The organism is Pedobacter cryoconitis, assembly GCF_014200605.1.
GTDB lineage: Bacteria > Bacteroidota > Bacteroidia > Sphingobacteriales > Sphingobacteriaceae > Pedobacter > Pedobacter cryoconitis_B.
The window spans coordinates 526,968-548,106 of record NZ_JACHCE010000001.1 but is presented as its reverse complement, the minus strand read 5'-3'; the positions used below and the strand labels follow the sequence as shown (position 1 = coordinate 548,106).

General features: G+C 37.5%; 23 protein-coding genes. 12 read left to right on the top strand and 11 right to left on the bottom strand.

Annotated elements, in window-relative coordinates:
* The first annotated feature begins 110 nt into the window (after positions 1-110).
* The gene (locus tag HDE68_RS02580; protein WP_183878606.1) at positions 111-1,691 is read left to right on the top strand and encodes a hypothetical protein; all 1,581 of its coding nucleotides are present in this window, start codon (positions 111-113) and stop codon (positions 1,689-1,691) included.
* 50 nt (positions 1,692-1,741) lie between these two features.
* Entirely contained in the window at positions 1,742-3,148 is a 1,407-nt protein-coding gene (locus HDE68_RS02575; protein ID WP_183878604.1) for a DUF5723 family protein, read from the top strand.
* Positions 3,149-3,174: 26 nt separating this feature from the next.
* Here HDE68_RS02575 and tsaB read toward each other — a convergent pair whose 3' ends face one another.
* The 7 genes from tsaB to HDE68_RS02540 all read right to left on the bottom strand — a co-directional run bounded on the left by tsaB (position 3,175) and on the right by HDE68_RS02540 (position 7,563).
* Complete coding sequence (tsaB, locus tag HDE68_RS02570; RefSeq protein ID WP_183878602.1) at positions 3,175-3,861, bottom strand: tRNA (adenosine(37)-N6)-threonylcarbamoyltransferase complex dimerization subunit type 1 TsaB; 687 nt, start codon at positions 3,859-3,861, stop codon at positions 3,175-3,177.
* A 46-nt stretch (positions 3,862-3,907) separates the two neighbouring features.
* On the bottom strand, positions 3,908-4,138 hold the full coding sequence (yidD, locus tag HDE68_RS02565; RefSeq protein ID WP_041884785.1) for a membrane protein insertion efficiency factor YidD: 231 nt from the start codon (positions 4,136-4,138) through the stop codon (positions 3,908-3,910).
* Positions 4,125-4,532: a ribonuclease P protein component gene (locus HDE68_RS02560; protein ID WP_183878600.1), complete on the bottom strand. Its 408-nt coding sequence runs from the start codon at positions 4,530-4,532 to the stop codon at positions 4,125-4,127. Before HDE68_RS02560 ends, yidD begins: the two co-directional genes overlap by 14 nt.
* 62 nt (positions 4,533-4,594) lie before the next feature.
* Complete coding sequence (gene rpmH / locus HDE68_RS02555; protein ID WP_008241331.1) at positions 4,595-4,753, bottom strand: 50S ribosomal protein L34; 159 nt, start codon at positions 4,751-4,753, stop codon at positions 4,595-4,597.
* Between the two features lie 113 nt (positions 4,754-4,866).
* The gene (locus tag HDE68_RS02550; protein ID WP_183878598.1) at positions 4,867-5,601 is read right to left on the bottom strand and encodes a LytR/AlgR family response regulator transcription factor; all 735 of its coding nucleotides are present in this window, start codon (positions 5,599-5,601) and stop codon (positions 4,867-4,869) included.
* Positions 5,598-6,641: a sensor histidine kinase gene (locus HDE68_RS02545; protein ID WP_317617678.1), complete on the bottom strand. Its 1,044-nt coding sequence runs from the start codon at positions 6,639-6,641 to the stop codon at positions 5,598-5,600. The genes HDE68_RS02550 and HDE68_RS02545 overlap by 4 nt, the downstream gene beginning before the upstream one ends.
* Positions 6,642-6,651: 10 nt before the next feature.
* A complete protein-coding gene (locus HDE68_RS02540) occupies positions 6,652-7,563 on the bottom strand; it encodes a cell wall-active antibiotics response protein (RefSeq protein WP_260171588.1) in 912 nt (303 codons plus the stop codon).
* 157 nt (positions 7,564-7,720) lie between these two features.
* Here HDE68_RS02540 and HDE68_RS02535 point away from each other — a divergent pair, with 157 nt between their 5' ends.
* Positions 7,721-8,584: a ChaN family lipoprotein gene (locus HDE68_RS02535; protein ID WP_183878596.1), complete on the top strand. Its 864-nt coding sequence runs from the start codon at positions 7,721-7,723 to the stop codon at positions 8,582-8,584.
* A gap of 135 nt (positions 8,585-8,719) precedes the next feature.
* Here HDE68_RS02535 and mscL read toward each other — a convergent pair whose 3' ends face one another.
* Positions 8,720-9,169, bottom strand: a complete 450-nt coding sequence (gene mscL / locus HDE68_RS02530) for a large conductance mechanosensitive channel protein MscL (protein WP_183878594.1) — start codon at positions 9,167-9,169, stop codon at positions 8,720-8,722.
* Between the two features lie 174 nt (positions 9,170-9,343).
* On the opposite strand from mscL, the gene rpoN reads away from it, so the two are divergent.
* Positions 9,344-10,816: an RNA polymerase factor sigma-54 gene (gene rpoN / locus HDE68_RS02525; protein ID WP_183878592.1), complete on the top strand. Its 1,473-nt coding sequence runs from the start codon at positions 9,344-9,346 to the stop codon at positions 10,814-10,816.
* A 60-nt stretch (positions 10,817-10,876) separates the two neighbouring features.
* Here the strand turns inward: rpoN and HDE68_RS02520 are convergent, their stop codons facing one another.
* The gene (locus tag HDE68_RS02520; RefSeq protein ID WP_183878590.1) at positions 10,877-11,344 is read right to left on the bottom strand and encodes a response regulator; all 468 of its coding nucleotides are present in this window, start codon (positions 11,342-11,344) and stop codon (positions 10,877-10,879) included.
* 128 nt (positions 11,345-11,472) lie between these two features.
* Between HDE68_RS02520 and HDE68_RS02515 the strand changes: the two genes are divergently transcribed.
* From HDE68_RS02515 to HDE68_RS02490, 6 genes are read left to right on the top strand one after another with little or no spacing between them, the layout of a single operon-like run.
* Positions 11,473-12,639: a ThiF family adenylyltransferase gene (locus tag HDE68_RS02515; RefSeq protein WP_183878588.1), complete on the top strand. Its 1,167-nt coding sequence runs from the start codon at positions 11,473-11,475 to the stop codon at positions 12,637-12,639.
* Complete coding sequence (locus HDE68_RS02510; protein ID WP_183878586.1) at positions 12,626-13,333, top strand: hypothetical protein; 708 nt, start codon at positions 12,626-12,628, stop codon at positions 13,331-13,333. Before HDE68_RS02515 ends, HDE68_RS02510 begins: the two co-directional genes overlap by 14 nt.
* Complete coding sequence (locus tag HDE68_RS02505; RefSeq protein WP_183878584.1) at positions 13,320-15,476, top strand: 7TM diverse intracellular signaling domain-containing protein; 2,157 nt, start codon at positions 13,320-13,322, stop codon at positions 15,474-15,476. Before HDE68_RS02510 ends, HDE68_RS02505 begins: the two co-directional genes overlap by 14 nt.
* A gap of 1 nt (position 15,477) precedes the next feature.
* Positions 15,478-16,557: a hybrid sensor histidine kinase/response regulator gene (locus tag HDE68_RS02500; protein WP_183878582.1), complete on the top strand. Its 1,080-nt coding sequence runs from the start codon at positions 15,478-15,480 to the stop codon at positions 16,555-16,557.
* The gene (locus HDE68_RS02495; RefSeq protein ID WP_183878579.1) at positions 16,547-16,972 is read left to right on the top strand and encodes a response regulator; all 426 of its coding nucleotides are present in this window, start codon (positions 16,547-16,549) and stop codon (positions 16,970-16,972) included. Before HDE68_RS02500 ends, HDE68_RS02495 begins: the two co-directional genes overlap by 11 nt.
* Before the next feature lie 58 nt (positions 16,973-17,030).
* Positions 17,031-17,405, top strand: a complete 375-nt coding sequence (locus HDE68_RS02490) for a hypothetical protein (protein ID WP_183878577.1) — start codon at positions 17,031-17,033, stop codon at positions 17,403-17,405.
* Positions 17,406-17,536: 131 nt separating this feature from the next.
* On the opposite strand, the gene HDE68_RS02485 is transcribed toward HDE68_RS02490, so the two are convergent.
* Both HDE68_RS02485 and HDE68_RS02480 read right to left on the bottom strand, forming a co-directional pair.
* A complete protein-coding gene (locus HDE68_RS02485; RefSeq protein ID WP_183878575.1) occupies positions 17,537-18,556 on the bottom strand; it encodes a class I fructose-bisphosphate aldolase in 1,020 nt (339 codons plus the stop codon).
* Positions 18,557-18,634: 78 nt separating this feature from the next.
* Positions 18,635-19,489 (bottom strand): helix-turn-helix domain-containing protein, encoded by an 855-nt coding sequence (locus HDE68_RS02480; protein ID WP_183878573.1) that lies wholly within the window; start codon positions 19,487-19,489, stop codon positions 18,635-18,637.
* Positions 19,490-19,561: 72 nt separating this feature from the next.
* On the opposite strand from HDE68_RS02480, the gene HDE68_RS02475 reads away from it, so the two are divergent.
* Positions 19,562-20,146 carry an NAD(P)H-dependent oxidoreductase gene (locus HDE68_RS02475; RefSeq protein WP_183878571.1) on the top strand — a complete coding sequence of 195 codons (585 nt, stop codon included), beginning with the start codon at positions 19,562-19,564 and terminating at the stop codon, positions 20,144-20,146.
* 156 nt (positions 20,147-20,302) lie between these two features.
* On the top strand, positions 20,303-21,055 hold the full coding sequence (locus HDE68_RS02470) for an adenylate/guanylate cyclase domain-containing protein (protein WP_183878569.1): 753 nt from the start codon (positions 20,303-20,305) through the stop codon (positions 21,053-21,055).
* The last annotated feature ends 84 nt before the right edge of the window (positions 21,056-21,139 follow it).

The window sequence follows — 21,139 nt, the reverse complement described above, 5'->3', positions numbered from 1 at the left end:
GGTCAGGTTATCCCTGTTTAAGAAAGAAAATATCACCTAATGACCAACAATTAGCTTAAATTTGCATAGAGCCTGCTTAATTTAAGTTTTAAGCAGATGCTCAAACACAAATGAAGAAGATATACCTCACTCTTTTTACTCTATTCGCAGCAATTGTGGGTATGGCATACCTGTATTTCTCAAAATTGAACCAGGAAACCACCTATAAGGAGACCAGTTTATATGCTGCAACAGCAAATTCCGGTCTGATCTTCTGTATGCAGAATGATAAAAGCATATTCGACATTCTAAAAGGACAGGACTTTTTTCAAAAACTGCTGGGACAAGAGAAATTCAATCAGCTGAGCCTGTTGAAAAACAAACTGATTACTAATCCTGCAGTCAATAATCTGATTGGTAATAGAAAAGTTTTTATCAGCTTTTCTGCAGGAAAAAACAAAGAAATAGATTATCTGATCAGTACGCAGTTAAACGACGAACTTGAAAAACCAAAATTGTATGCTGCACTGAAATCGGCCGGGATCAATGTTAACCAGGAAAACGGAATGCTTCATTTAATATTAAATGATAGTGCCAGTTTTTATCTGAATATTGAAAAGAACCTGATTTTACTATCCAACAGTGCAGCACCGGTAAAAGCTGCAGCAACAAGCGTATCAAATGAAGAGAATAACCAGTTTGTAACTTATATCAAATCCAGCAATAAGTTTAGCAGAAACAGCCTGGGAAACCTTTACATTGACTTTAACAAAATACCTGCGCTGCTTAAATCAATGTTACCCGGTAACCTGAACGGTCCGCTGTCTGCTCTTAATCATCAAAACTCATTTGCTGTCCTGAATTACAATTTCAGTAAAGAAAGAGTTTTCTTTAACGGAGGGACACAGCTCAATGATAAGAAAAGTTATCTGACCCTTTTTGCCGCACTGGCCCCTCAGAAAAACAGCATTGATAACTTACTGCCTGAAAACACCGCAAATTTCCAATTATATGCCTTAACCAGCTATACAGCCTGGAGAAAAGAACTGGCTAACTGGTTTACCCTTCACAAAGAAGATCAGAAGATTAAAAATACGATCAATAGTTTTAATAAAGAATATCATCTGGATGCAGAAAAGATATTCCCCGTGTATTTTCAAAATCAGTTGATTTCTTTCCAGCTTAAATCAGCAGAAAATATGGCAGCTATTAACCTGACCAATGGCGATAAAGTAGAACAGTTGCTGCTGGATATGAGTGACGATTATAACCAGGATATCAAAAGATTTAAAAAATCAGGTCTTTTATATTGTTATTTCGGTGAACCTTTTAAATCCTTTAGCAGACCATATTATACGATAATAGATAATTATATGGTATTTTCAAATCAGCCGGGTGCATTGCAATCCTTTTTGAATGACTATCACCACAATAAATTACTGATCAATACACCCGATTATATTAATGTATATAGTCAGATCTCGAAAACGGCAAATATTACTTATTATGTGAACCGCAAAAATTCCGAAAACCTGGTAAGGAAAGCTATATATACCCCATATTATAATCACTATATCAAAAAACAGGGACTAGAACAATTTACCTCCTTTGTTTATCAGCTTAGTGGTGATCAAGGAGCCTTTCAAACTAATCTTCTGCTCAACACAATGCCTGCAGCAATTCCGGATACACTTGAAAATTTAACAAATTAATAGTCATTATCTAATATATTAATTCCCATATTTATCAGAGTTTTCAGCTTATGGCAAAAAGATACCTTCTACTAAGTCTTTTTTTTATTCTATCTACCCAAATTAAAGCACAGCAGTATGGGCTGTTTAATACCAAGACATTATTCGATGCTTTTGAGAACCCTGCTCAAAAAGCATTTGTACTCGATTCTTCCCGTCAGTATGCATCCAATTTTCTACTTCCTTATTTCGGCCTGAATGCAGCAAATAAAGGAGATGCAAACTTCGGTTTGCGATCTTATATCCATGACCGCAGTTACAATACTTCTGGCATTCCCATTGGCAATAACGCCAGGAACCAGGGCTATCAGGGTTCCAATATCTACCTATTTACATTCAGAATTTTTAAATCTTATAAAGATCATCAGGAATTAGGTTTTTCGTGGCAGATGCGCTCAGATGCCTATGCCGATTATACCAATGAAACCCTGGTTGCTTTTGACGATTACAGAAGATTTAATAAAAGTCAGGATTCTCCATTTAATGGAAATGGATATGGCCAGTCTTACCATCAGTTCAGTATGAACTACAGAGAAAACGTAGATAAACAACTTGCCTTTGGTGTAAAGTTGAGTTTACTCAGCGGAATAACCTATAATAAAATTAACATTACACAATCAGATATTCAGTTTAATGGTAATCCTGGAGCTAATGACCAGCTTACCATTGGGTTTAAGGGCACTTACCAATCCAACTTTCTACGGGCAAAAGAACTGGACTTTAACACCTTGATTCCCGATTTTAAAAACCCGGGTTTATCTGTCGGTTTTGGTACGACCTATACTTCAAAAACAGGTTTCTTCCTGATGGGAAGCGTCAAGGATTTAGGTTTTATCAGGTGGAATAAGAACTCACATTCTATTTTTGTACCTAATGGGGAAGTCGTTGTAAATAACCTTTCTTCGGGTAAAGAATTACAGCAAAAATTTGAGGATCAATTCATTGACCGTGATGAGCAGCATGCATTTTATACGGCTACAAATGCGAAAACAGACTTTCTTATTTCCAAAAAATTCGACTTTTATACGCCAAATTTCATCATTTCTAAAAATCTCTGGAATAAAGGCGGTGACATCGCACTGGTCAATAATTTCTCCTATGATGAATTTTCAGTGAGCTTATCCCCTATCTATAACTTAAATGGGTTTATGATGTTAGGGACTCAGGCAAAATACCAGACCCCAAATTTTGAATTTTTCCTGGGTAGTGATAACGTATTGAAATCTGCAGCTTATAACCAGCAGCCCGGCACCACAAACAATAGTTATGCGGGCGCTTCTGTCTATATGGGCGTTGGTATAAAATTCGGATATACGGTAGAGCATCCACAAAACAGCAGTTATATGCCAGGAGTTGGAGATGATGCCGATAGAAGAGGGTTCTTCAGTAAATTATTCGGGATATTCAAAAAGAAATAAGCACTGTTTAATTACAGTGCTGCTGATCAGACCTTCTTTTTCGCTTGTGTAATGACAAAATCTTTCAGATAATAAGGCTCAAAATATGCTACATCTTCAAAATCATTCGTTTTAAAAGCCTCAAAAGCCAATTGGCTCATATGAGTCGCAGAGTTAAAATTAAGGTCAGAGAACCTCGCATTCGGAGACAATATAGTCTCACTGCATTTCATCGCCCCATCGCCAATAAAAGTAATCAGCTGATCGCTTAATTGCTCCTGGTAGGAAGTTTCATCAATGATTTTCGCTTCAACCGCTAACACCTCAGCCAGCCTGCTATCATACAATCCGGTAAATACTTCCATCCTGCGGGCATCAATCATTGGACAAACCAGGCCTGTATAGTTTTCATCTGTCAGTAAATACCCTTTAGTCATCATTTTCAGCGTATCAACTCCGATCAGAGGTTTATCGAGCGCAAAACAAAGACCTTTAGCTGTAGATACACCAATTCTCAGTCCTGTATAAGAACCTGGCCCTTTACTTACCGCAATCGCATCAAGATCAGCAAAAGATAGTCCTGCTTTTTCCATCACTGCCTGAATAAATAAAGTCAGACTGCCTGCATGAATATTCTGAGCAGCAAGTTCTTTTAGCGCAATTGTCTCTCCGTTGACAGATAATGCAGCAGAGCATACCTGTGTAGCTGTTTCTAGTTGAAGTATGGTAACCATTAAGGCAAATATAGTAGATTAAAATTTAAGAGAAATCTGATAATTGTCATGGAACAGGATCATGTCCGTGTTTACCCCAGGGATGACAACGTCCGATACGTTTTAACGTTAACCAGCCGCCTTTAAAAGGACCATGCTTTTTTATCGCTTCTACGCCGTATTGAGAACAGGTAGGTGTAAAACGACAGCTTGCACCCAGCAAAGGAGATAAAAACAACTGATAGAACCTGATCAGTGCTAAAAAGAACCAGCCGATAATTTGCTTAATCAGTTTCATTTTTTTGAGCAGGGGGATTTACAGTCAGTACCAGTTTTTTAAGCGTAACAGCTAATTTTTTCTCGAAGAATGTAAAATCATAATGTTCCTTTCCAACAAATTGGAGAGAAAGCAATAACAATTGATCAGGATGATTCAATAAGGGATACAGGGCTGATGATTTAAGTAACCGGTAAGCTTCACGCGTCCTGCGCTTGATCAGATTTCTGTCATGTGCACGCTTGAATCTTTTTTTAGATACATTAACCACTACCTGAACAGGAGAAGCATTTTTCTCCGGTATAAACAGATAAGAAACCCGAAAGGGATATACTAAAAAAGAAGAACCGTTCTTAAATAGCAGGTCTAATAATTTCCTGCTGCATAACCGTTCTTCTTTGGTAAAATTTTTCATGTTTTTGATCGCAGATTTTGCAGACTAAATGACCTGCCAGCAATAATTTGCTGCAATCAAAATTATGCTTTGTGACGACGTTCGTCAGAAACTGATAATTTTTTTCTTCCTTTTGCACGACGAGAAGCTAATACTCTTCTACCGTTTGCTGTAGCCATTCTTTCGCGGAAGCCGTGTTTGTTTCTTCTCTTTCTTTGCGAAGGTTGGAATGTTCTTTTCATAACTGTATGATATCTTAACTATTATTTTTTAATTGAGAGGTGCAAATATAATGCGATTTTTTCTTAAATGCAAATACATACAACATGTGTTTGCATTTTTATTTAAACAGTACCTATAAACCCAGTGCTGCTTTAAGTTTAATATAGCCTGTTTTGCTGACAGGCAGCCAGATATCTGACTTCAAAAGTACGATATAACTATCTTTTTCTTTCAGTTCAATTTTAGTGACCTGACCCAGATTGATTAAATAAGAACGGTGAATTCTTATAAATTGTTCGCTATCGAGTGTTTTTTCAAAGAAACTCATTGTCTTATTCTTATAGAAAATCCCCTCTGTTGTACTTAGTTTAACATGGTCATCATCCGCTTCCAGATAATGAATGTCAGTGACCGCAATAATCTTGATCACTCCATTGCTTTTAACCACTACCCTATTGTGCTGTGCCGGACTTATTGAAGCAGTTTCCAGTAGTTCGGAGGTTACATCCGGTTGTTTTAGTTTAGAAGGCAGCCTTTGTATAGCCTGCTCAAACCTATCCTGTTCTATCGGCTTCAATAAATAATCAATCGCATTCACTTCAAAAGCTTTGATGGCAAATTCATCAAATGCAGTAGTAAATATCACCGCCGGTGGATTCTCTACCAGTTCCAGCATCTCAAAACCATTAATCTTAGGCATTTGTATATCCAGAAAAATAAAGTCCGGACGAAAAGCTGCAATTGCCTTAAGCCCTTCAAAGCCATCGCTGCATTCGGCCACAATTTCTATTTCAGGAAAACTTTTCAGGTAATGTTTTACAACATCTCTGGCTAAAGGCTCATCGTCAATAAGAATAGTACGTATCATATTTTCTGTGGTATTTTAAGCGTAGTTATATAAATATTATCGGCTGTTGAGGCCGTTTGTAAAAGTGTATGGTCTGCAAACAGCAGATATAATCTTCTGCGGATTGCACTCAGCCCGAAGCCAGTTCCCTCTACCGCCTTCATTTCTGGCTCAAAAGGGTTCTGTACACTAATTTTAAGCATATTATTTTCAATTTCCACAGTTATAGAGATTAATATAGGTGCAGAAGTATTATATAGCCCGAATTTGATTGCATTTTCAACAATGGGCTGTAATAGCGTTCCCGGTAAGCAGAGCGCCAGGGTATCCTCATCGATCCGGATATCCAGATTTAGCCGGTGGCTGAATCTTACTTTTTCAATATCCAGGTACAACTGGATATATTCCATTTCTTCTGCCACACTGACCCAAACCTCATCATCCCTTTTTAGCGTCCCTCTTAAAAAAGAAGCCAGTTTCATAATCATGGTTCCTGCTTCTTTTGGATTCACTATTGTGAGCGCATAGACAGAGTTCAGGCTATTGAATAAAAAATGAGGCTGTAGCTGATGCCTCAGCTTGTTCAATTCGGCTTCTTTAGCCAGATTCTGTGTGGCAAACAAACGTTCCTGTGTATCGGATTGTTCCTCTAGCCGATACCAGAGTACATTCACAAATGCACACCAGGCCAGAAAAACAAAAATGACGATAAACCTGAATATCAATGAAAAATTCAGGAAGTTCACATAAGTATGGTCCTGAACAAAAATGTGGCTCAATAACAGTCTGCAGACAAAAGCAATCAGAACAGAAAGTGCAATGGTCAATACAAGCACAAAAAGTACAATTTCATCCTTTGGCTGATAAAATCGCAGTACCATATTGAGAACCACACAGGCAATAGCTAAAAGCGTATTGGTAATTAAACTATCGGCGACAGATACATACCAGTTAAAATTCAGCGTATAAACGAACAGCAATATAAACGCCGCTGTCCAGGACAGAAAGAGTATTACTGCTGTTCTCTGTGCTTTTTTTGTTAACAGGGGATTATCGGTCACAACTTCTTTTTTAATAATTACTTATACTAACTCCACCAAATAAAGCTACTCCATTTATCGTAATTATTTTAGGTGGTTCACTGGCAACCTGGTTAACTGAACGCTTATCGTCAAGACCGCCAAAAATTGGTGTTAATTCTGACTTCACTATCCATGTCGGCGGAATAATCAATTTAACTCCGCCAAATATCGCTACGACCTCAATCGCCACTGTATTCTCAAAATCAGCCTGTCTTAAATCAAGTTCACATCCGCCAAAAACAGAGACTATATCTCCCCCTTTGAAATTTTTCGAATAGACCTGTCTTTTACTTCCTCCAAACACATTGACAGAATCTATAAAATCAGTTTCATTGCCATGAGCCCTATGGTAAGGGTCGAAAGCCTGGTTATACCCAGAATCTCCCTGCGGTTGGTGCGGATCAGTCTGTGAGCCTGCAGGGTTATTTTGCGGATCAGCAGCATTACCTAGCGTATCAGCAGTATTAGCCATCGGATCTGTGGGTTGATACCTCCAATCTGTCCGGCTGTAAGCGCGGTATTTTCTACTATGCCAGTCATACCTGGTACCATACCAGTCTTTTCTGGGTTTCCTGGGCTTCAGTATTAAATACAAGCCTAAAATGATGAAGCCAGCACCTATATAATACTGTGTCAGGTTAAAATCAGCTATACTTTGCAGGGTAAAATACCCTCCGACTAAAACCATAATCAGCCAGCCCCCTCCGTTAAATCTGCGCTTGGCCCCGATGACCAGACCGATTACGATTAATAGCATAGGCCAGTTAAATACCCAGTAAGGAATATCGAAACCAAAATTCCTTAATAAAAAGACAGCCCCTATAATTAAAAGGATCAGGCCGCTCCATATTCTGTTAGGACTATTTTTATATTTATTGTTTTCCATGATCTTTGTATTCATTTGTTGTAACCAAAATTAAGTCTTAAATCATAATTGCTAAACAGCTATTGCCTGTATGGCTGTAAAACCCCGGTGAACATCATTTTTTTGCCGGTAAACAGGATGAGTTTAAATTCAGTCTAATTATACGTTACTTTGAAAAATAATTTAAATCACCATGAAACAGAAACTCTTTCTCCTTGCGTGGGTCTTGATCCCCACAGTTTTATTTGCTCAGAATACGGATCAGTCTTACAAGATATTCGAAACTAAAACCAAAAAAAATATCAGCGTAGAAGAACTGGTCAAAAACATGAAAAATGTGGACGTACTTTTCTTTGGTGAAGAGCATAACGACTCTATAGGACATTTACTGGAAGCTGATATTTTCAATAAAATGATACAAACTTATCCCGGTACAGCCTTATCATTAGAAATGTTTTCGACAGATGTACAGCCTGTGATCAATGAATATCTTGCTGCACTGATTTCTGAAAAAAACTTCATCAAAGAAGCACGTGCATGGAACAATTACAAGGATTATAAACCATTAATTGAACTGGCAAAACAAAATAAAGCAGAGGTTATAGGTGCTAATGCAGCGACAAGATACAGCAATGCGGTTACGTTTTTAGGATTAGGAAAACTAAACGATTTTCCTGCAGTTTCAAAAGCATTTCTTCCGCCGCTGCCAATCGATACAGCCACAGGAAGATACCATGAGAAATTTATAGAGACTCTGGGCGGGCATGATATGGGAGGAATGAAAATCTTTCAGACACAGAATCTGTGGGATGCTTCTATGGCCTGGTCAATTGCTAAATATACAAAACTGAACCCTAAGAAAAAGATCTTCCAAGTCAATGGCAGATTCCATAGTGATGAGCACCTGGGTACATTTGCCCAGCTAAAAAAATACGGACCAAAACTTAATCTGGTCAATATTTCATGTTTTGCAGGTCAAACAGATGTGCAGCCAGACTGGAACAAACAGGCAGAATTGGGAGATTATATCATCATCACAAGTATTGTAACAAAATAAATACGTCATCAGATTTTTGGGCTGATTAATTCTTTCTGCTCAGTCTAAAACAAAAAGAGGCTGCCCCGTAAAACAATTACAGGCCAGCCTCTTTTACTCAATAACAAAACCTGCGAACAGGTATTTATCTATTTTCTAAAGACTTTTATTTTTCAACAGGTCTCTGATTTCTCCTAATAGAACTTCTTCTTTTGTTGGAACCGGCTCAACAACAGGAACTTCCTCTTGTTTACGTTTCAACTGATTAATAGCTTTAACCATGAGAAAAATAATGAAAGCAAGAATAACAAAGTTAATCACCTCAGTAGCAAAATTACCCCATGCAAACACAGGACCCGCCTTTTTTGTATCTTCAAGAGAAGCAGTTGGATTAGCAGCAACAAACGCCCTCACTTTATCGCTTAATGGTATATAATAATTCACAAATCCTTTATCCCCAATCAGTAAACTGATAGGAGGCATGATTAAATCATTAACCATTGAGGTAACAATCTTGCCGAATGCACCTCCAATAATCACACCGACTGCCAGATCGACTACATTTCCTTTAATGGCAAATTCCTTAAATTCTTTTACAAAACTCATAATTTTAATTTTTCATGGTGTTCAACTATCAATAAAAATATAAACTTTATAACAAAAACAAAGCTTTTTTGTTGGAAAAACACATTCTAAAGCAATATTTAGCTAAACACTATAGCTGATATATAAACCAAATGCTTATTTTTGAAACGGGTCACAATACCTTTTCTACAAAACATGCTTAAACAACATTTACAACAAAAATTACTTCAAAAGTTATCTCCTCAGCAGATTCAATTTATAAAGCTGCTGCAGGTTCCTACTGTTTCCCTTGATACCAGAATAAAAGAAGAATTAGAAGAAAATCCAGCGCTTGAAGACCCAAGTTTAATGATCGCGGAAGAACCTAAAAGTGAATATGATGATCTGAATGATTCACCTGATGATTTCGATGGGGGTTCAAAGGAAGAAAGTACCGATGAATTTAATGTAGATGACTATTTACAGGATGATGGTGGAAATGATTACAGCACATCTTACAACAATAATGATGATGATGAAGAAAAGAAAGAAACTCCGATAGCCATTGAGAGTACTTTCTTTGAAAGCCTGCAGGAACAGCTTGACCTTGTTCCTTTATCCGACCAGGATTTTATCATTGGTAAACAGATCATTGGTAGTCTTGATGATGATGGTTACCTGCGCAGACCAATTACTTCGATGATCGATGACCTTGCCTTTTCACAAAATGCCATGGTCGAAGAAGAAGATGTACTGGAAATGCTCAAAGTTATTCAGAGTTTCGATCCTCCGGGAATTGCTGCCAGAGACCTTCAGGAATGTCTGACCTTACAACTGCGCAGAAAAGACCCGAACAATCCGATTATCCAGAAAGCGATTATGATCGTAGAAAACTATCTGGATGAATTTACAAGAAAACATTACGACAAACTTGAAAAATCACTGGGTTTAAACAGTGAAGATTTAAAGGAAATCATTGCAGAGATCCTTCGTCTGAACCCTAAACCAGGTGACTCAAACCAGGTAACAACCAAACAATTACAGGTTATCCCTGATTTTCATATTTCAAACAATGACTCTGTTTTGATTTTGACTTTAAACTCAAAAAATGCACCGGAGTTAAGGGTAAGCCGTTCTTATATCGATATGTTCCAGCACTATGATAAGGCTGCTCAAAAAGATAAAAAGCTCAAAGAAGCTGTACAGTTTGTGAAGCAAAAACTGGATTCAGCAAAATGGTTTATCGATGCCATTAAACAGCGTCAGCAGACTTTGCTCAAAACCATGAATGCGATTATGCAGTATCAGTATGAATATTTACTGACAGGAGACGAACGCAAAATGCGTCCAATGATCCTGAAAGATATCGCAGATAAAATTGACATGGATATTTCTACCGTATCCAGGGTAGCAAACTCTAAGTATGTACAAACTGAATTTGGTACTTTCTTATTGAAATCTTTCTTCTCAGAAGCCATTCAAACAGAAAATGGCGAAGAAGTCTCTAATAAAGAAGTGAAAAAGATATTGGAAGACTGCATCGGTAATGAAGATAAGCGCAAACCGCTTGCAGATGAGAAACTAACAGAAATATTAAAAGAACAAGGATATAATATTGCCCGCAGGACTGTGGCGAAATATAGGGAACAAATGAATATTCCTGTCGCCAGATTAAGAAAAGAACTTTAACGGAATTATATTTATTTATAAAAAAAATGGAACCTAAAAGGTTCCATTTGCATTTTGTGATTAAGAAAGCAGATTCTGTCTTAATAAAAACTCCAGCTGTTTGTTAGCTACCAGCAATGCTTCTGTCAATTCTTTATTCTCTTTTCTCAAGGCATAAATTTCATATGCTTTTTCGATGTTGATCCTCAGATCTTCATCCATCCAGGGCTTTTGAATATATTTATAAACCTGACCTTTGTTGATGGCATCAATTACAGCATTAATATCTGCGTAGCCTGTCAGCAATATCCTGATTGGATCAGGAAAATCAGGAATTATTGACTCCAGAAATTCTATACCAGTAGTAACCGGCATGCGTTGATCTGTGATAATTACATGAATAAGTTCAGTTTCTAATATTTTCCGTCCCTCTACTGCAGATTCTGCTGTAAAAATGTTGAATTTCCTTCTAAAGCCGGCTTTAAAAGAGTTAAGATTATGAACTTCATCATCCACATAAAGCACATTAATTGGGGTGTCGGAATTCATTGTTTTTTATTGGATTTTTTTGTTAAATATATTGCTTTTATAAATTCTAAAAAACTAATTTCGGATAAAAATTATTTCTAAATAATAATTGATCAATTTTACACAAAAGCTCACACAATAAAGCAAAAATGGATAAGATTAATTCTAGTGTTAATGCTCCCGGCCATTCAACAATATACCGTCCTGTTTATTTCAGATTAATCAACCCGGAAGAAGGAGAAAAGCTAAAAGCTTTAATTGACAGCAACACCAGCCTGATCATTTATGACACTATTTTAAGCCAGCTTGCAGAATTGATTAAACTCAATAATCCGCAAAAAAAACTGACTGCAGCAGAATCTGCTGAGCTGATCGCTCTGCATATGAACGCAGAGGCAGATCAGTATGGCGTATGGGTTTATTATCCATGGTCCAATAAACTGGTGCATACGCTGGATGAAGAGGAATTTGCACAGGTAAGAACCAGCAGAAATGTTTATAAGGTTACACCCGAAGAAATAGCTATCCTGAAGCAAAAAAAGATAGGGATTATTGGTCTGTCAGTTGGACAGAGCATTGCTTTAACACTGGCTATGGAACGTACCTGTGGTGAGATCCGTCTTGCTGATTTTGATGAAATTGAGCTGAGCAATATGAACAGGATCAGGGTCAATGTACAAGACCTTGGTCAGAATAAAGCGATTGTAGCTGCAAGACAGATTGCTGAACTTGATCCATTCATCCATGTGATCTGCTTTACAGAAGGTATTACACTGGATACAATTGATGGATTTTTCACTGGTAATGGTAAACTGGATATCCTGGTGGAAGAGTGTGATGGGATTGACATTAAAATCCTTGCGCGGATTAAAGCCAAAGCACTCGGTATACCGGTTGTGATGGATACCAATGACAAAGGAATGCTGGATGTAGAACGTTTCGATCTGGAACCGCAGCGACCAATCTTTCATGGAAAAGTAGCTGAACTGGAAGCTTTAACTGCAGATCAGCTGACTGAAACGCTGAATAAACTGACTATTCCGGAGAAAATAGGTTATCTGGCCAAAATTATTGGATTTGAAAATCTTTCAGAGGCAATGATGAAATCTGTGGGTGAAATGAACAAAACAATTGTAGGCTGGCCGCAGCTCGCCTCTGCAGTAACACTGGGCGGGGCAATGATTACTGATATCAGCCGCAGAATTCTGCTTAAACAATTTACCAGTTCTGGAAGATACTTCGTAGATTTCGACAATTTGTTTAAAGATGAATTCAATACTATTACTAATATAAACGGGGACAATGATACACATTAGAACATTCAGAGCTCCGGATGATCCGGAAGCATGCTCAAAATTTATTGTCGGCCACAAAAGATTACTGGAGCTTTATGGAATAACGCAGATTACTTCAAATAAACAGGATTGGGTAGAAGATCCAAAAACTATGGTGATCCTGGTGGAAGACAAAGAAACAAAATTTGTCTATGGCGGCGCAAGAATTCAGATCAAGACAGATCAATACGAACTTCCCATTGCTTCGGCTATAGGAAAGTATGATTCCAAAATATATGACATGATTAATGCCGATGAAGATCGTGGCGGAACCTGTGAATTATGTGGTTTATGGAATTCAAGAGAGGTTGCTGGTATGGGTATTGGAAGCCATGTACTGGCCAGGGTGGGCTCAGTTCTGGCAGCAAAATTACCTATCGTTAGTTTATTCGTACTTTGTGCGCCGGTAACTGTCAGAATGGGAAAAAGAGTGGGTTGCGTGATTGAAACTTCTCTTGGAAACAATGGACTTTTCTATTATCCGAAAGACGACCTTGTAGCAACTGCGATGAGATTAAGAAATCCTTTTGACCTGAGTAATGCAGATGATGCTGAACGTGAAAAAATCCTTTCTCTGCGTGATAATCCACATCAGCTTTTTGAAGAAAGAGGCCCAAAAGGTATGTACCAGTTAGAATATAATTTAGACATTCCAAACCTCCATGACCCTGTTTAAAAAAGTATTTTTTTTATTAATAGCGCTTTCAATCCATACTGTGCTAACCTGTTCAGCGGCTCAGGATAGCACGCTGGTCTTTAAAGACGACAACAAAATCCTCAGAGTTGAAAATGGAATTTCCGTTTTCAAAGATCCTTCTAAAACATTAACCATCAATGAGATTATTCACCGAAAGTTTGAATACCTCAATCAAAAGGTCCCGAATCTGGGGATAACCTCCGATAAGATATGGATTAAATTCACTGTAGAAAATCAAAGTCAGGTAGAAAGCCTGATGCTGGTGGTTGCACAGCCCGCAATTGATAGTATTACACTCTACAGACTGGAACAGCATAAACTTTATGCCTCATCAAAACTAGGAAAATTCAAGTCTTTCCATGAAAGGCTGGTCAATAACCCCAATTACATCTTCCCGATAAAGATTCCAAAAAGCGGGAAAGAAACTTTTTATATCAGTATCAACTCTACAGATCAGATCCAGCTGCCAATTTCCCTGGGAACTCCAAAAGTGGTATTGGTTAATGACAACAACAAAAATATATTATTCGGTATCTACGCAGGTATTATCATTATTATGATTTTATATAACCTGTTTATATCATTTACGATCAAAGATCCGAGTTATATCTATTACATTATTTACATCTTCTTTGTCGGGCTTACACAGGCTACTTTTCAGGGTTATGCTTTTAAATTCCTCTGGCCGGATAGTCCATGGTTAGCCATAAACAGTTCATTTCTGGTCCCGTTTTTCTCTGGGATTACTACTGCCCTGTTTTTAAAGAGGTTTTTACAGACCAAAGTACAAACCCCAAAACTACATATAGGAATAGATATATTTGTAGCCTGCTATTTTATAGCGATGGGCTTATGGTTTTCGGGCCGTCATATCGACAGCATTAAATGTTTACAGACACTAGCCTTATTTGGCTCCCTGTATTTCCTTTATGTGGCCAATGTGATCAGAAGAAAAGGCTCCCGCCCTGCCCTGTTCTTCCTTATCGCTTATACCATATTTTTATTGTGTGTCGTAATTTTTGTCTTAAGGAACTTCAACTTAATTGAATACAATCTTTTTACTTCTTATATTTTAGAAATCGGCTCTGTGATACAAATCACCCTGCTTTCTTTTGCATTGGCCGATAAAATAAACGTTTATAGAAGGGACAAAGAACAATCACAGGAACAGGCGCTTCAAATTTCCAAAGAGAATGAAAGACTGATCCGGGAACAAAATATTGAACTGGAAATCCAGGTCAACAGACGTACTGAAGAATTACAGAATTCGAACGCCACTTTAAACCTTACGCTTAAAGAATTAAAAGAAGCACAGTCACAACTGGTGGATGCAGAAAAAATGGCCGGACTGGGTCAGTTAACTGCCGGTATCGCTCATGAAATAAATAATCCTATTAATTTTGTAACTTCAAATATCAAACCTCTGGGCTTAGATATTAACGATCTGTACGATGTTATCCAGAAATATGAAGAACTGGACCCATCCAGTGACATACCTGAACAGATCGCCGCTATAGACAGATTTAAGAAACAAATTGATATTGATTTTATCAAAACAGAAATTAATTCATTACTTTCAGGAATTGGTGAGGGTGCAAAAAGAACAGCAGAAATTATCAGAAGTCTGAAAAATTTCAGCAGGCTGGATGAGAGTGATACTAAACCTGTAGACCTGAATGAAGGGTTAGAATCCACGTTGGTTTTAGTCAGAAGTACGCTTCCTCCATATATAAATATTGTGAAAGATCTGCAGCCGCTGCCTTTAGTAGAATGTCTGCCCGGCAAGATTAATCAGGTATTTATGAACCTGATTACCAACGCAATACATGCACTAAAAGTAAAAGAAAACCCGGCATCCGAAGAATATATTTATATTTCAACAACTGCCGGAGATAATCATGTAAAAATTAGTATCAAGGATACTGGTTCGGGAATGACAGACGAAATTAAACAGAAAATATTCGAACCTTTCTTCACCACAAAACAGGTTGGAGAAGGGACCGGATTAGGCCTTTCGATAGTTTTTAGCATCATAGAAAAACATAAAGGCCATATTGATGTTGTTACAAAAGTAAATCTAGGTACAGAATTTATTATTACCTTGCCTCTAAACATACAATAATATGACTCGCTCGCCTGTTAAAGTTCTATATATTGATGATGAAGAGAACAACCTCCTCGCATTCAAAGCAAGTTTTAGGAGACAATATGAAATTTATACAGCAATTTCTGCTGCAGAAGGTTTAAAGGTATTAGAAAACCTATCTGTAGAAGTAATTATTGCCGATCAGAAAATGCCGGAGACCACTGGTGTGGAATTTTTCAAGAGCATTGCGACTACTTATCCTGATCCTATCCGTATACTTCTTACTGGTTACACTGATATTGCAGCACTGGCTGATGCAATTAATCATGGAGATATATACAGATATATCACTAAACCCTGGAATGATCTGGAATTGCATAATTCTATCAAAAACGCACATGACGCTTACCGGTCTAAAATTGATCTAAGGAACAAAATTAAAGAGCTGGAAAAGACAAATGACGAGCTTAACAGATTTATTTATAGCATCTCTCATGAGTTAAGGGCCCCGCTTGTTTCTGTGATTGGCATTGTCAACCTGGTCAAAATGGAAGGCCTGTACAATTCGAGCGGTGAATATTGGGAACTGATAGAATCCTGTTCAAATAAGCTGGACTATTATATCCAGAAGACGCTTCAATATTATAAAAACAACAAAAACGTATCAGAAAATTCAGATATTGATTTCAAAAAACTGGTTGATGAGATGATTGACCTGTATGCCTATAGTGACAGGGATACTCAGTTTAATCTGAATATTAATCAGACTCATCCATTTAAAGGTGACTCTTTCAGGATTGAAGTGATATTAGGCAACCTGATTTCCAATGCCATCAAATATCAAAAAGAGAGCGGTCATCATAAGGTGGTGGATATTACGATAGAAGCTAATCTTTTATCAGCAGAAATATCAATTACAGACAATGGGCTGGGTATTTTGAATGAACATCTGGAAAAAATATTTACCCAGTTCTTTAAAGCTAAAAATAACAAAGGAAGTGGATTAGGACTGTTTATTGTCAAAGAAGCACTAAACAAAATTGATGGAACAATAGCTGTCAGTTCATCACTAAACCAAGGTACTACGTTTAAAATTACTATTCCCAATGCCAAATAAACTGGAGAGACCCCTAAAAGTGATGCTGGTTGATGACAATATCATCGACCTGAAGATCAACTCTAAAATCATTTTTATCTCTAAATTATTCGACGAAATCATTCAGTGTCAATCTGGAGAAGAGGCACTGAGTTATTTCAATACACATTCAAATCAGCTTGATAAATTACCGAATCTGATTCTTTTAGATATTCAGATGCCTGAAATGGATGGATTTGAATTCCTTGAAAACTACAAAAGATTTCCTCCGGAATTAAAAGAAAATTGTGTGGTAGCGATGTTATCTTCAACACTTGATTTTGGTGATATACGCAAAGCTGAGGCTAACCCTTATGTGATTAAACTGCTAAAGAAACCACTATACCCGGTACACCTGGAAGAATTGTTCAAAGCAAATTTTCTAATTGTAGGATAGGATTTACCTTCAACACTTCATAAATACAAAATGGCATCATTAATGTCTTATGTATGTTATGAATACATTAAGAATCACTACACTAATCTTTTGCCTTTGCCTCCTTTTTACAGGTTGTAAAAAAGATTCCGGCTATGATTCATTATCGAATGTTGTGTTTTCAAAGGATGGCGTAATCAGGGTTGAATGTTCAGATTGCCTGCTCAAATATACCGTTCTCCAGGACAACTATGCTGTAGATGTAAAGAACAGCAGCGATATAAAATTCAGCTATGTATCTGATTTTGAATTAAAAACAACAATAAATTCTGCAAAACCACAAACAATCAGATTGGTAGTCATTGATTCCTATGGCAGATTAATTTCCAATCAGCTTACTGCTATAGATCCGGGAGCGCCAAAGACAGATAGCTTTAAAATCAAAATCCAGTAATATCAGCCCATCATATAATTTTGAAAACAAAGGGCCCCTGAAATTCAATTCCGGGGGCCCTTTGTTTTCATAGAAATGTAGAATATTGTGGAATATTATCCACGACATATTAAAAACTATAAATCAACACTTTAGCTTTTATACTCACCTGATCTTGCAGCTTTGCATGCGCTTGCCATTTCAAGAAAAGAATCTTGTGCAGCTTTCACATTTTCAGTTTTTCCTTTCCAGATTTCCAGTGCCGGCTGATGCAGTGCCCGGGAAAACGAATAAGTTACAGGCCATGGTAATTCAGCTTTATAATCCAGATTAATTGCATTTAAATTCCGGCAAGCTGTAACCGGGTCCTGACCACCTGAAAGAAAAGCAATTCCGGCAACCGTAGCGGGAACAGCATTTCTTAAACAGTTAACCGTTAATTTGGCTACCAATTCAGGATCTGCTTTCTGAGCTGAATCCTTACCTGGGAGAATCATGTTGGGTTTTAAAATTAATCCGCCCAGTTCTACCTTAAGCAAGTATAACTGCTCAAATAAAGAGCTTAAGACCTTTTCTGTAACTTCAGCACAGCGCTCTATACTATGTTTCCCATCCATAATCACTTCAGGCTCAACAATAGGGACAATACCTGCACGCTGACAGGCAGCAGCATAACGCGCAAGTGCATGGGTATTACTCAAAATACATGCGGTTGAAGGCAGTTCACCATCAATCAGGATCACTCCTCTCCATTTGGCAAACTTCAGGCCGGACTTTGCATACGCTGTCAGTCTCTCTGCAAGATCATCTAATCCTTTGGTTATTTTTTCTTTGGGGAAGCCAGCCAGATCTTCAGTCCCTTCGTCCAGCTTTATTCCCGGTATCACCCCTGCTTTTTTCAGTTCATCCAGAAAAGAGACACCAGCCAGCGTCTGCTGATGAACGGTTTCATCAAATAATATTGCTCCATTGATATAATTCCCTATACCCGGCGTTGTAATTAAGACTTCACGGTAAGCTCTTCTGTATTCTTCTGTTTGCGGTATGCCGGCAAGTTCAAAACGTTTGTTTAAGGTAGAAACACTTTCATCTATAGCAACAAGGCCTTTATGATCGGCTACCATAGCATTTGCAATGCTGATTAATTGTTTGACGTGATCTGTATGTTCCATATTTTATTATCCGCTAATCCTGAGCTGGTCAGGTTGAATAAAGAACATTTTGATAAATGATAATGTTTGATTTGAGTATTAATAATGTTTGCCTGGTCTGGTCATACAGAAATCTTTACCTGCTATGTTTTTAATAAACTTCCGTGGGGTGGTACCCAGGAAGTGGTTAAAATCCTTAATCAGGTGACTCTGGTCATGATAACCATGTGTTTCTATCAGTTCAAACAGATCTATTATTTTATCTTCCTGATTGATGATTTGATAAATCACTTTTTTAAAACGGATAAAACGGAGTATTTCTTTGGGAGAATAACCCGTGAATTTTTGAAAACGCTGTTGTATTGTTCTTTCTGATAAAGCTTCATTTTCAGCGATAGCTTTTACAGGATGTATGACTGGATTTTGAAAATATGCAGCGCCCGATAACAAAGGGATAGCTGAGGGTTCGTTTACAGAGATAAAAGAAGCCGCGTATTCCTCGATCAACCGGAATCTAAGCTGAATATCATTTAATACAGCTAACTGCTCCCATAACTCAGCAAAACACTTCTTATCAATTAATATATCCGGATCAGTCAGTTCATTTAAATATAAAGAACTCATTGGGATTTTGAATAACCTGTAAAAACCGTTCAGGGTAAAGTTGACAATGATTGCATCTGTTCCCGGCTGTAATTCATAATTCAGCATTTTTCTTAATGGCCCGATCACTGAAGTACGTTTAATTAAAATGTTGCTCAGGGGTTCATCATTAAATGAAAAACGCATAGGAGCACCAAAATTAAAAATCATCAGCATATCAAAATTGGGCGACAGATGTTTTAAAACTGTATTGGAACCCGCAGCAGTATGAAGATGATAAAAATGACTCACTACCTCATCTAAAGGAGGCCGAACATCATAAAATTGCCCATCGGCTTCTAAATTCTCCATAACACCTTCGTTTTCTTACAATTCTGAGCAAGTTAATTGCTGCTACTTTGTCCTAACAAATTTAAAGAAACCATGAACAATTTAATCATTTATTGTCACCCAAATTCAGAGAGTTTAAACCATGAGATTATGGTAAAAGTACAAGAACAGGCATTACAGGATGGCCACCTCACCCGTGTGCGTGATCTCTATACATTAAACTTCAATCCTGTATTATCAGCAAAAGATATTGTAGCTTTTAAAACCGGAAATATTGCTGAAGATATTCTTCAGGAACAGGAACATATCAAATGGGCCGATATCATTACACTTATTCATCCAATATGGTGGACAGGAATGCCGGGGCTGCTCAAAGGTTATTTTGACAGGGTACTGAGTTATGGATTCGCCTATCGTTATGGACAGCATGGAATAGAACAAATGCTTGCAGGCAAAAAGATGTATATCATCAACACAGTAGGCTCAGAAGAACAGAATTACAATGATAAAGGGATTTTCAAAGCGATGCGTATCGTGGCAGAGAACACATTTGGATTTACAGGATTACAAATCGAAGAACACCGTTTTTTTTCTTCAGTAATTACTGCAGGTGAAGAAACTATCAATGAATATTTAACTTCTTTAAAAAGCTTGTTTCCCAAAACACTGTCTGTATAAAATTTTTCCCGCCAAAATTGAATCCGGTTATTAGAACCATTCGATAAAAACGTTTGAATTTTGCAATTATCGGTTTGAATCTCGCAGGTGCTGTGTGACAGATCTCCGTAAATTTACATTAGAAATAAATGTAAACCCACCATTTAAGATTACCTTATGAAAACTCAGAACAATTTACTTCAACCACCACACTCATTCAGTCAATTCTCCTGTAAAAAACCTGTAAACCACATTACTAATCATCAATCGGCTGCTAAAATGCAGGAGATCTACGCTTCCTTAGGGGAAGAACGTGAACTGGCCCTTTTATTTCTGGATATCCGCAATTTCACTTCAGCCATGGAGTTAAGATCCTCTTACGAGGTTATCTATATGATCAGAAAACTATTTGTTTTATTTAATCACTCTATTACTGAGGCCGGAGGACAAATCATTGAGACCAGCGGAGATAGCATATATGCAGTTTTTGGCTTAGACAGTACCCTAAAAAAAGCAGCTCAATCTGCTGTAGATGCTGCTTACGCTTTATTACATGATGTTGAAATCTTCAATTCTGCTTACGCACAGCCTTATTTCAATCTAAGCTATGAAATTGGCATTGGTGTACATCAGGGTAAAGTAGTTGTTGGCCAATATGATCTGGTCAGCAAAGAACAAATGACAGTGATGGGCCTGCCAGTAAATATTGCCTCACGCCTGCAGGGAGAGACTAAAGAATTAAACAACAGCCTGATCGTTTCTGAAAGTGTTTATTATTTATTGACTGAGCCTAAAGAAGCAGAGGTCAGATCAGTAACACTAAAAGGCATCAGCACCCCGATGAATGTCATGCTGCTGGGTAACCACTTTCACACTAAAACTGTGATTAATGATATGGACCTGAACTATTACCTGGGCATATCCGGGTAATAGTTTCTATAGTTTATACCCATCTTTGTTTGTTGAAACGGCTTATCTTTATATCCGCGGATTTTCACAGACATTAATCTAAAA